This window comes from Porphyromonas vaginalis (assembly GCF_958301595.1).
In the GTDB taxonomy this organism is placed as follows: domain Bacteria; phylum Bacteroidota; class Bacteroidia; order Bacteroidales; family Porphyromonadaceae; genus Porphyromonas; species Porphyromonas vaginalis.
Map to the genome: position 1 here is coordinate 153,615 of NZ_CATQJU010000001.1, position 12,502 is coordinate 166,116.

Sequence of the window (12,502 nt, forward strand, 5' to 3'; positions counted from 1 at the left end):
CACGTGGATATTTTTTATTTTCCACGTGGGCGTGATTCATTTCTTCCGAAGTTTCATTTGATTCTTCCGAAGTTTCATTTCATTCCTCCGAAGAATTTTTTATTCCCCCCGTGGGGATTTCGAAATATCCACGTGGAAATCACTTTTCCCCGACACTGCGCCGTACCGATATGTAACCAACTCTAAATTATTGCAACAATCCAAGGTTGGATTTGCCCAGCCCGTGCTGACGCATCATACTATATTGCTGTCCAGTGAAAGCTTTTTGAGGGAGCATCGAGTAGATCGTTCTGCAGAAATGAGCTAACTATCAGTACTACTTAGGTGAGAAACTAAAGTTTCATAGCATTGCTGTCCGATAAAAGTTTTTCGGTTCATCGGACAGCCGAGTTTCCAGCTTGTCAGATCTCTGATGATAGCAGAGAGTCCATCAAATGTCTATTATAAAGGATTTCTCCTTACTATAGAGCTAATCAGACGGTGAAAAGGATGTCTATCTTTATCGGACAGCCGATTTACTCGCTGAAAGACATTTTGCTTAGGAGGCGACACTGTTGAAAAACTAGTAATATTTGAAGGTCAAGAAGACGTTTTGCTCAAAAGGGGGGGGGTTGGAAAGCAAAATCAGAAAGCTCAACCGCTTCAATTCAGCGATTGAGCCCCCTCGGTATGCCCTTTCTGACTTTTATCGGACAGCAATAGTTTCATAGGTGAGAAACTAGAGTTTCATAGGTGAGAAACTAGAGTTTCATAGGTGAGAAACTGGAGTTTCATACGAAGGAAACTGTAGATTGGTCGAAGTCGAGTAGTCAGACAGCCATAATATATAATGAACTCATCCAAGCCTCGCTTGTCGCTCATGTGTAGCTTCTGAAAAAGCGATTATAATGCGTCAGCCCTGCCAGTTTATTGCCCCCTTGATCGAGTCAAATGTGTTTGCGGTTCCTAGTCCGACCCACAAGGGGTCGATCAATGGGCGACGTCTTGTCCCCCCAGTCGTTCGGGCTACGCCCTCCGACTGGGGGCTATGATTCGTCTGACCTCCTGCAGAGGTCACAAACGATGTGTATCCGCGATATGGATCCTTCGTATCAGCTCCTCTGCGGAGGTCACAAACGACGTATATTCGCAATATGGGTCCTTCGTATCACCTCCTGCGGAGGTCACAACAGATGACAATGACGTTTCACTCTCAGGCTTAGGGAGGAACGACCGCAGCGCGGTCGGACGGATCCTAGCCCCCAGTCGGAGGGCGTAGCCCGAACGACTGGGGGAGCCGATGGGTACACCCCGCATAACGACCTCCCCTCGTGGGAGGTCGGACTTACGAGTGTGACTCGTCTTGAACTGCACCTAATCCAAATATACTCCCCAAACTACCAGAGTCAACTAAAATCAGTATCTTTGAAAAGTCAAGACAACTCATTCTAGTTTGACGACAAAAACGATGTCAACCGACATCCGTTTCAGCAAAAAAATAAGTCAACCATTTTCAAGGAACCACAGTATTTATAGAAAAACGAAATGCTAAAATGAATCCGAAAATATACAAACCCGAAGAAAGAGTATCTCAAGAAGTCATGGACAAATTGAGGGAAGATGAGGAGTATTTCGAGCAAATATTCCCGAATGGAGCTGAAGGCTTTATTGGAGATATCGCAATAATAGCTCATCCAGACTATGAGTATGGCTATTCCTACCTTATGGATAGGTATGGCAACAAGCTGTTATTGGATTTCGGAGATTTCAAATACGACCAAACGTGGCACAAGAAAATCTTTTTGACTGGCAAAACTCATCCAGACGGAAAAGATTGTTTCAATGGGCCTTATTTCAAAAGACTCTCATTCCAGGGTAACCCCACCGAAAAAGTCTTATATTATGGATTTTGGGATGATAGTGGGAGTGGGTATGCTATTGACAATGATATGGTAAAGAATGTTCATCCATTCGATAGAATCTATATTGGAGGCATTATTGATTACACGTGCCATTTCCTTGGAGTGGCTGACTACGAAGGTTTTGAAGAATTTATTACTCACGATTTAATTCTAACCCACAAATTCAATCCTCAGTCTGAATACAATAACATCTGGTATGGAGATTGGGTCGATGACGATTGCCTACCCTGTCACGAATGGGAGAAAGACCCATGGATTGAAGCTGATAGCAAAGGGATCTATAGTGTCAAGCAAAGACGGCAGATCATCGCCAATAATGTAGATAGAATCGAAGTTAAGGGTTCGGAGATATTCTTCTATGCGCATAAGGATGCACAACCTCAAAAGTATTTCGCACGTCATCCTAAAGACAAGGTTAACTTCTTTAATGAGGGGTATGATAGAATGCCATATACAATTGAAGCTTGGCGTCCACCACTTATAAAGAGTCCGGATTATTTTGAAGAAGAACATGGAATAATCAGTACAGGCTTTTACGCTGGTAACGACATTTGCACACTCATGTCGGACAATCGGCAGCTCCTTCTCAAATTATGCCGCCGGAATTTTTTCCATCTTGCATCCGAAGTTATTGAGCAATGGGAGGAAGAATACGAAGACATTGTAGCCAAATCATTCTTTGACAAACTCTGGATTGCGAACGACGCACACCATATCTATAGGGATATTACCTCAGTAGATGGACAACTCAATATTTGGGGTTCCTCTGTACATGTGCTTTACAAAAGCCCGGACTGGTGGCCTGAATATGTAGAACTTCTTGGCATTCATAAGCATCCCGAAACAACTATTAAAGAACTCTTTAAACAGGATTTCTCTTATATAGAAGGCCTAATTAGATTGAAGCGAGTTCGTGTATCTTCAGATGTTCTAATTGCGCTGAAAGACGTACCTAAATCTTCATACACCAATCGTTTGGATACTCTTATTCAGTACGTTGAAGAGTGGGAAAATGAAATTAAGGAGTGGGAAAATGAAGAAAGGGAACGTCAATATTCAGAATATCTAGCCTGGCAAGAAGAGGAAGAACGAAGATATTATGAAAACGAAGGATACCGTGATGCTTTTGACGGGAATCCTGACGCGTACTGGAACATTGATTGATATGTGTAGGATTATAGTCGTCATATTGTTCGGAGTGTTCATACCCATATACATTTGCCGGTTATGATGGAAGATTGGCAGATAACCCTTATCGTACGTCTCCAACATGGCTATATCTTTTGCTGGCAGTAGGCTTATTTGCGCTCATTGGTAAATGAGCTAAAGCGGGAATCCACAAGAAAAATCATCGTAGTCCAATAGTGTCCTAAACGTTTTTGGCGAGCGAAGGGTGTAAGACAGCTGTCAAGCGGGTCAATCGCCCCTTGACATTTGCGGCAAAAACGGGGGTACCCCCCCTATGCTATTTCGGGCTCGTCTGGAGGCGGTGAAAACGGCTCATTTATCCATTGAAAAGGGCGGTTTGTGACAGCTTTCACTAGCTGTGCTTTGTTTCAATTACAAACCTACCCTTTTCTCTTTATCCTGCAAACGTTTAGGACACTATAGCATCATAATCGCTCTGTCAGAAGCTGCACATGAGCGACCAGCGAGGAGTAGATGGGCTCATTCTATATATAGTGTGTCAGCCCTGCGCAATCGAGACATCGCAACCGCCGTTTATTATTAAAGTCGTACCTTTGTGGTACTGATTGTCTCTATACTGATAATGCAATGAACGAACTACCCTACTTAGTATTTGCTGGCTCAGCCTCTCAGAACCTCGCTGAGAAAATCTGTGACTCACTGGGCTGCCCCTTGGGCAAAATGCGTACCGAGCACTTTGCCGATGGCGAATTTGCCGTATTCTACGAAGAGAGCATCCGTGGCAAGGACATCTTCCTCGTACAGTCGACCTACCCCAATGCCGACAACATCATGGAGCTACTACTCATGATCGACGCGGCAAAGCGCGCCTCAGCACACTACATCACAGCGGTCATCCCCTACTTCGGATGGGCTAGACAGGATCGCAAGGACAAGCCCCGCGTCTCCATCGGTGCTAAGCTGATTGCTGACCTACTCTCGGTAGCTGGCATCACCCGCCTCATCACGATGGATCTACATGCAGACCAGATACAAGGCTTCTTCAACGTACCTGTAGACCACCTATACGGCTCTACGGTCTTCACAGAGTATATCGAGCACAACATACCCGTGGAGAACCTCTGCATCGCTACTCCAGACGTGGGTGGTACGAAGCGTGCAAACAGCTACGCACGTCACTTTGGCGTACCCATGGTCATCTGCCACAAGCGTCGCGCTAAGGCAAACGAGGTGGCCGAGATGACAATCATCGGTGAAGTCGCTGGCAAGGATGTAATCCTCGTCGATGATATCGTCGATACAGCAGGCACGATGACCAAGGCTGCAGACCTCATGCTAGAGCATGGTGCTAAGTCTGTCAGAGCCTTTGCGACACATGCTGTCATGAGCGACCCCGCCACCAAGCGCATCGATCAGTCTGGCCTGACGGAGATGATCTTCACCGACTCAATCCCCTACTCTAAGAAGAGCGAGAAGGTACGCATCATCAGCGTCGCCGAGCTCTTTGCCGAGTCTATCCGCCGCGTCTGCAGCCACGAGTCTATCAGCTCGCTCTACTCCTTCTAGACGCAGACCATCTATACCTGAATACCCTAGCCGACTCACATGAGACGGCTAGGGTATCTTCTCTTTTCCATAAACGGGGACTCTCGATTTCACAAGTCTCAAGTACGTTTAGGCATTTCGCTTTTCCGCACCCCAGCGATCACTGCATTCGCACAGCTCAAAGTCGGAGGACTAGGCTTGTCTCAGCAAGGCGAGCGCATACCCGCCACAAGACAAGTCTCCACCGGACGATTGCCCCTACCTTTGCGTCAACCACTGGGGAACAAGTCTCTCCAATGCCACAAGCCCCCCCCTCACCTAAGTGCCTCTGTACACTCCAGGTGGGGGGGTATATATTAGGGAGTCTTCTCCCCCTTGTAGCTCTATGTGAAGCTGGATATATGAGTCGGCAAATCTGACACAAGACTCATGTTATCACGCAAAAAGCCTAGCTAAGGCTTGACAACTTTATAGGAGGTGTTATTGATAGTTAGTAGATAAACTCCACTAGGAAGGGCATAAGCCTCTACAGCGTCACTCTCTCCTTCAGCAATCAAGTCTCCAGAAATACTATGTAGCTGCCAAATGCTCTTGCCGAAGGGGATAATCCACACCTGTCCTACAGGATGATAGCATGGCGAGAACTTGTTATCGATAGAGATGGTCGGGATAGCATCAGCCTTGACAAATTGCACTGACACGTTAATATCCGCATTGAGGGTGACTCTGTAGACGGGGTTCTTGTCGTTTACTATCTCCCCATTATAAGTCCATTTTTCAATTGTGTATCCTTCATCTTCAAATGGGTGTGCCTCAAAAGTAATCTCTGTACCCTCTAGTAGAGAAGCTCCTGAAGATACAACAAGTCCATTGGCTAGAGCAGTGACCATACCACCTTCTCCATTAAACTGAAATGAGACTTTGTGTTTCTTTACTTCCTTGACTAGGAGTTCTACATTGACGGATTCATTGGGCATTGTGAGTTTTAGTGTTGGACTTCCCATAGCATTTGTTGAGCCATTTACCTTCCAATGGTCGACGATGTAGTTGTCGTTGTCCTGTAGTGAGAATAAGACCTCATCCCCCTCGTGTAGTAGTACTCCAGAAGTTATTGTTTTACCCCCGCATGTGGCTGTAACTAGAGTGTCTACACTCTTAGGCCAGCTGAAGGATAGCGTGTATGTGGGAGGGGTGATGGGCTTAAATGCTGCCGAGATCTCTACATCTTCTGAAAGGCGATGATGGTAGAGGCTTCCTCCTTCAGTTGATGCTGTAAGGCTAGAGGCTGGGATGAAGAGGGTGTTGATACGTATTCCCTCAATGGTATAGCCATCTTGCGGAGTCACGACGATGGTAATCTGATCTCCAATAGGCAGAGTGCTGGGCATATTTAATTCGGTCCCTGATGAAGAGAGGACTTTTAGCGTACCTTCAGTTGCTGGGGGAGTAATCCAAGATATGGATGCTTTTTGCTCTTTAGCTTTATAGGTTGCAGCAATAGAGATGTCGCTCTGCACTGTGTACTGAATACCTTCGGTAGCATGATCAGAGATGTTGAGTTCGTCGCGAGAAAACTGTTTTTCTCCTATCTGCAGAGATTCGATCTCGAAGCCTTCGTATTCGAAAGCTGTTACTTCGATAATTGTCTCTGGCTGCACTTTAGCTTTGTCTTGAATTTCTTCTTTAGTATAGAAGTCCACAACGGATATCCGCCCGTGATTCTCATCTGGCGCTGTAATCGTCACCTCACATTCTTGGGCAGTGGGCTTGTAAGTCGCAACTATAGAGATGTCGCTCTGCACAGTGTACTGAATACCTTCGGTAGCATGATCAGAGATGTTGAGCTCGTCACGAGAGAGCTGTTTCTCTCCTATCTGTAGAGATTCGATTTCGAATCCTTCGTACTCGAAAGCTGTTACTTCGATGATTGTCTCTGGTTGCACTTTGGCTTTGTCTTGAATCTCCTCTTTAGTATAGAAGTCCACAACGGCTATCCGCCCATACGCGCTATTGGGCTCAGCAATAGTTATGGTGAAGTCTTTCGGCTGAGGTGTCTCTACCTTATCTAGATATACAGTATATGAGAGCATATAGCCAGTGGCGGTATGCTTGATTGTGGCTCGCCCTTCACTATCGAGGAGGGGAGTCAGGGTGTCGTTTTTGTATTTGACACCATCAAGCCAAATAAAGTCAATCTTGTATCCTGCATTAGGGGTTGCTGTGATGGTTAGCAGGGTTCCTTGGGGAACTTTATCCCAGCTATCGTAAGAGTGGCCCTGCTCATCGGTGCAGGTTATGGTCGCTGAGCCTTTTGGCTCTACCTCGAGACCTAGAGACACCTTTCCCTGAGCATACACGATGGTGCTGCTGGTCAGGAGGAGTAGTGTACATAGGATGTGATGAAGGTTGATATAACGCATTGTAGTATTTGGTCTAAATATAGTTTGTCTTGTTGTAAAAGTAGGGGGAGGGACTTTAGGAGATTATGATTTTCTGTGCGTAATCTCCGCATATAATGATGTAGGTGCCTGGAGAAAGCTGTAGGTGAACTTGAGTATTTGGCTCTACTCTTGTAACCTCAGTTCCTCGACTGTCATATAGAAAAGCAGTGTTAGTTCTGCTTCTCTCATCTCTTAGGTCGATAGTCAAGGTGTGACCACTTGTCTTGATGATAGGATTGCTTACGAACTTCTCTTGGCTAGGTCGGGAGATAGCATTCCATTGATCATTGCCTATAACGACCCTCTCTCTTACTAGGCGACCATCATTGTATAGTAATCCTGACGCAGAGGGGTCAAAGGTTACACCTTGAGGCTCCAGAATAGATACCCCATACAACTGCATCGATTGGAATCCGATGAGAGAGGCACCATCATTGGGGCGCGTACAGTTCATTTCAACGTAAGCGTCTTCGATGGTTAGGTGAGCACTGTTTTCTTTTAGTCCTCCTATGGCATAGTATCCAGAAGCGTAGACATTTGTCTTTTTGATGGTTAGGGACTGCCGATCATCTATGGTTATGGCAGATGCTCCCAGCTTTAAATCTTTCGTCTCGACAAAGAGTTTCCCAGGACCAGTGATAATTAGGGGCCCTCGACTGTAGATGCTAGCATATACGCTCCAAGCTTGACAGACCCCATACACTTCAATCGTCAAGGGCGGGTCAGTCTCGTCATGAAAGTTCTCAATATTGGGAACATTCATATTGTAGTACTCTAGATTGCATATCTTAAGAAGATTGATGTTTGGATTGTAGTACGCATAGCTTCCTGGTATTACAGAGTTTGGGAAGATATTGGATGCATTTTGTGTCGTGATATCAATGTCGTTGATACGCAGTGGATACTTGTTGTTCCGTTTTAGCTGGAAGAGACCCGAATTCGCATTGCCGTCTTTCCCAATTATTGCGGAGAAGGAAGGGCCATCCTCTGGAGTCTTAATGCCTACTCGTCCACCTTGAGGCTGCATGATATCCGTCCTCTTGATACTGATGCGATTCATTGCCCCAACAAGACCAGTGCTAGTCCAATTTACATGATCGAAGACCAGCAACCCGTGTCCACGAGATAATGAAGCAACAGCAAAAGCTCCATCTACACCTACAACGTCGACAGTGCACTCCTTGAATCGAAGGATAGCCTCAGGGCTATTCATCGCAAAAGCTCCAGAAGAGGGCTTTGGGCAAGATACTTTGAGTTTTCCACTGCCTATTACTGTCACATATCCCTCGGTATATAATCCGAATTTATCAGCGTTGACTGAGCACTCTCCATCGACTCGGACGATGACCTCATCTAGGGCTTTGGTAACCTTTATTCCATAGTCTAGGGAGGCGTCTCGCAGAGAGAGCGTACGAGTCCTAGAGTCATACGAGATGCACCCATCCTTGCCTGCTCCAAGTCCAGCCAGTACGTTTGACGCATTATCTGGCGTAATGAGGACGTTGTCTACGGTGATTGTTTGAGCAGGCAAGATGGTAGGAGATAGTATTAAGATGAAAAAAACGAGTGTCGTATAAACGACGGAGGCGTATCGAGGCATAATGATTATTTATTGGATGAGAGTTGTCAATCTTACATTAAGGGATTAGAATCGTCTGATGGTATAGACCTAACTCTAGGATATAAACACCAGAGAGTAGAGGAATGGTGACTTGTCTTGTCAGTAGTTGCTCATAGATGAGCTCTCCTAATAGTGTGTACACCTTGATAGTCATCGGGGAGGCGGGCTGTCCTATCGACAGCTGTCCTAGTGACGTTGATATACTGGGTGTAGAGGGGCGTGTGTGTTGTACCGAATTCGCTCGAGCTATCTGTATAGGCTCTTTGCATAGTGTAACTCCATCGGTAGTCGCCCCACATAGGTTAGCGTCAAAGCGAACCCCCTGAGGATTAATAAAGGAAACTCGTTGTAAGACGAGAGCGTCAAAGCCCTCAATAGTCGCTCCTCTTGTCTTATTGGTGCAGGTGAGCTCGAGGGTCGCATTATCGATCAGTAGGCGACTTTGTAGACGAATCCCTCCTAGGGCAAAAGGACCACTAGCAAAGAGATGACAGTCTCGTACTGTGAGCGTGTCTTTGTCTGCGATGAGGATGCCTCCATAGTCTTGGCTGCCATCATCGGCATATACTTTGATTGATCCAGAACCTTGTATACAGGTATTGCCAAAGAGGAGCATCCCCGAGAGCTTGCTGTGTAGTTCTACATTGCCTTCCAGATCAATGGTTAGGGTCTTGTCGATGGGAGCAAAGCGAGAGAATATCCCATTCTCTAGGTTGGTGTCGAGGACTAGATTTTTGAGGTATAGTGTGTTGCTCTTGGGGTCATAACTGGCAGAGCCGGAAGTGCCAGTGGAGGCAAGGATGTCGGATGCATTATCACGGGTCACTTGAGTCTGTCCGATGGCAATGGGATAGCTTTGATCAGGTGCGATCTGTAGTAGACCATAGTTGAGCTTATCATCGGAAATTGTAGCTATGACGGCACATGTATAGCCCCAGTTATCATTGAGCTGTCCGAGATATACTTGATCCTTATTGACTATATCGCACCCCTGTAGGTATAGCTCCTTCATTCCAGCTACAAGTCCAATGCTAGAGAAGTGAGCATCCTCGATTATGACATATCCCTCTCTCTTTACAGGGGAAAAGAGAGCCTCGCCATCATTGCTGTCATTTACAGCTTCGACGCGCACCGTAGTCTTGCTTATTTTAAGGTAAAGCTCATCTTGCATCCCGCTGATAGAAAAGCCTCGGGCATATCTTCCCGAGCTACGAATGTATAAGCTCCCAGAGCCTTGTATGAGTACAGGAGAAAAGATTTGAAAAGCCCAGTTCTTGGTGATTATTTCATTCTTTCCTTCGAGTTGTACCGTGATAAGCTGGTCTGGACGCTCTCCCGTTATTTTGATGCTATTGGTCAATTTCGCTCCTCGGAGTGTTAGAGTATAAGTCTTGTAATCAAAGCTAACACAGCCATCTCTGCCCTCTCCTTGCCCCTTGAGGACATTTGCTGCATTGCTCTCTGAGACTTCGACATTATCTACATAAAGCTGTAACGGTGTAGCCACTAGAGATGACGGTATGAGTCCTCCTAAAATGAGAAGTATGCAAAAGATATATGCTTTCATATGCGCTAGCGTTTGTTGATGTGTGGTAATCGAAGGATTGCTCTAAAAAAGGCTGTTTCCATGACGGCACAAAGGTATCGCTGCTTGATTGATAACACAATACCCACTGTGAGGTATATTTACTTGCAGTCTGTATCTCGCTCCGCAGTACCCAGTAGCACATACAATTTTTGAATCTAGGTGTTTGCAGTTTTTCGGCGACCTTTCCTCCTATCTATGCATCCGTCAATAATAGTTTCGGCTGTCCGATAGAATCCGAGATTCCGCAACTCTCACGAGTAGCGATTTGTAGGAAGTCGACGGTTTGTGCATCAGCATCCGTTAAATACTACATTATGAACTTCTTGACTTTAAAGCTCATCTCGCTTTGACACAAGAGACGCACAGACCATAGACTCCCCACAATTCGCTACACCTCAGCGTGTTAATCCTACTCGTAATGAAAGCTGCAGAATCTTACGGGGGAGTACGAGCGATCTCGTTCTAATCTCTTTTTTTGTACCTTTGCGTGCAATGGTATCCTGTAGGTATTAAGTATGACAAGACAAACGCTCATCAGCCTCTTCGCTCTCAGCTGGCTCCTACTCACGAGTAGTTGTGCTGAGTATATGCGCATACAGAAGTCTAAAGACCCCACGCTCCGCTACTCTTATGCCAAGAAGTACTACAACGAGGGTAAGTATGGCCGCGTGGCTGAGCTTATGGTCGATGTCTTACCTCACTACGAAGGCACGCAGGAGGGTGCACAGGCTCTCTACATCATGGCCGACGCACTCCTACAAAACAAGCAGGAGTCTAGTGCAGCAGAGTACTTTCGCAGGCTGTACAGCAAGTACCCACAGGATCCACGAGCCGCAGAGGCTCACTACAAGACGGGACTAGCACTATACCGTATAGCTCCCGATCCACGACTAGATCAGTCTGTCACCTACAGTGCGCTCAAGGAGCTCCAGAGCTACCTAGAGGCTTATCCTCAGAGTGAGCATCGTAAGGAGGTCGAGCAGATGCTCTTTGACCTGCAGGACAACCTAGCCAAGAAAGAGCTAATCACCGCAGACCTATACTACAACCTGGGTACCTACCTAGGTAACAACTACATATCGGCCATCATCACGGCCCGCAATGCGCTCAAAGCCTATCCCTACACCAAGCATCGTGAGGATCTACTCTTTATCATTGTAGAGGCCTCCTACCAGCAGGCGATGAATAGCGTAGAGAGCAAGAAGCAGGGACGTCTACGCGAGGTCATAGACGCTTACTATAACTATGAGAACGCCTTCCCCGAGGGGAAGCACATCAAGCGTGCTAAGACACTGCGTGACCGCGCACAGCGCATGATAGTCAGCTAAACAAAAGCAGAGATACTTCCTCTGGCACTACACTCACATACTAAGACTCCAATTTCGCATTATGACAACAACAAATAAGAAGCAATCCGTACCACAGACTACGATCACCCGCTCCCTGCCTGAGCTCTGGGAGCAGACGGGAAATATCTACGAGACCGTACGTATCATCTCCAAGCGTGCTAATCAAATCTCCGTAGAGATGCGTGACGAGATACGCGAGAAGATACAAGAGGTGGCCAACTATCAGGAGGCTCTCGATGAGACACCCACAGAAAATAGTGAGCAGATTGAGATCTCTAAGTACTACGAGCAGCTACCCAAGCCTACGCTCGTGGCTACCACCGAGTTTCTCAATGGCGAGGTGTACTTCCGTCTACCAAACGAGGAGTCACAGGACTAAGTAGAGCAAATCTCTAGATCGTACCCGCACTATGTGGCAACGCATTCAGACTCTATACCTATTCCTCAGTGGGGTGACAGCAACCCTACTACTGCTCCTGACGCTCTTTACCGTCGTGCCTTCGGGTGCGGATATGAGCTACTCAGCCAACTTTACGGGTCTCGTAGCAAGGGGATGGACTAGCATTAAGTACTTTAATCTAGTCTCTTTCGTACTCACCTCACTGGTGACGATCCTCTCCTTTGCGACGATCTTCCTCTACAAGCGACGCAAGCTACAGATACGCTTGACGATCATCGGACTCCTCCTGATGGTCGCTGCTATCGTTGCTTTCGGCTATATGCTCTGGCGACAGGCTGATCTCCTGCAGGCGACGACCCAGATATGCTTTTGGATCGTACTGCCGATCATCAATCTACTGTGCCAGTACCTGGCTATGCGCAATATCATCAAGGACGACATACTCGTCCGTGCCTCCAATAGACTACGCTAGTACAGACTCCTACGCTAGACAGTACCCGTAAGAGCC

8 protein-coding genes are annotated in these 12,502 nt (G+C 46.5%); 5 read left to right on the forward strand and 3 right to left on the reverse strand.

Annotated features, from left to right (window positions below; translation table 11 throughout):
- The first annotated feature begins 1,532 nt into the window (after positions 1–1,532).
- Entirely contained in the window at positions 1,533–3,065 is a 1,533-nt protein-coding gene (locus tag Q2J34_RS00580) for a hypothetical protein (protein ID WP_300969010.1), read from the forward strand.
- A gap of 612 nt (positions 3,066–3,677) precedes the next feature.
- Positions 3,678–4,616 (forward strand): ribose-phosphate pyrophosphokinase, encoded by a 939-nt coding sequence (locus tag Q2J34_RS00585; RefSeq protein WP_300969011.1) that lies wholly within the window; start codon positions 3,678–3,680, stop codon positions 4,614–4,616.
- 431 nt (positions 4,617–5,047) lie between these two features.
- Here the strand turns inward: Q2J34_RS00585 and Q2J34_RS00590 are convergent, their stop codons facing one another.
- Genes Q2J34_RS00590 through Q2J34_RS00600 form a run of 3 tightly spaced genes read right to left on the reverse strand, consistent with a single transcriptional unit; the run spans position 5,048 to position 9,828 of the window.
- The gene (locus tag Q2J34_RS00590) at positions 5,048–7,015 is read right to left on the reverse strand and encodes an InlB B-repeat-containing protein (RefSeq protein ID WP_300969012.1); all 1,968 of its coding nucleotides are present in this window, start codon (positions 7,013–7,015) and stop codon (positions 5,048–5,050) included.
- A 55-nt stretch (positions 7,016–7,070) separates the two neighbouring features.
- Positions 7,071–8,636, reverse strand: coding sequence for a hypothetical protein (locus Q2J34_RS00595; RefSeq protein ID WP_300969013.1), 1,566 nt, complete (start codon positions 8,634–8,636; stop codon positions 7,071–7,073).
- A gap of 37 nt (positions 8,637–8,673) precedes the next feature.
- Positions 8,674–9,828 (reverse strand): hypothetical protein, encoded by a 1,155-nt coding sequence (locus tag Q2J34_RS00600; RefSeq protein WP_300969014.1) that lies wholly within the window; start codon positions 9,826–9,828, stop codon positions 8,674–8,676.
- 932 nt (positions 9,829–10,760) lie between these two features.
- Here Q2J34_RS00600 and Q2J34_RS00605 point away from each other — a divergent pair.
- The 3 genes from Q2J34_RS00605 to Q2J34_RS00615 all read left to right on the forward strand — a co-directional run bounded on the left by Q2J34_RS00605 (position 10,761) and on the right by Q2J34_RS00615 (position 12,466).
- Entirely contained in the window at positions 10,761–11,573 is an 813-nt protein-coding gene (locus Q2J34_RS00605) for an outer membrane protein assembly factor BamD (RefSeq protein ID WP_298888269.1), read from the forward strand.
- Between the two features lie 61 nt (positions 11,574–11,634).
- Positions 11,635–11,973, forward strand: coding sequence for a DNA-directed RNA polymerase subunit omega (locus tag Q2J34_RS00610; protein ID WP_298888270.1), 339 nt, complete (start codon positions 11,635–11,637; stop codon positions 11,971–11,973).
- 31 nt (positions 11,974–12,004) lie between these two features.
- Positions 12,005–12,466, forward strand: a complete 462-nt coding sequence (locus Q2J34_RS00615; RefSeq protein ID WP_298888271.1) for a DUF4293 domain-containing protein — start codon at positions 12,005–12,007, stop codon at positions 12,464–12,466.
- The last annotated feature ends 36 nt before the right edge of the window (positions 12,467–12,502 follow it).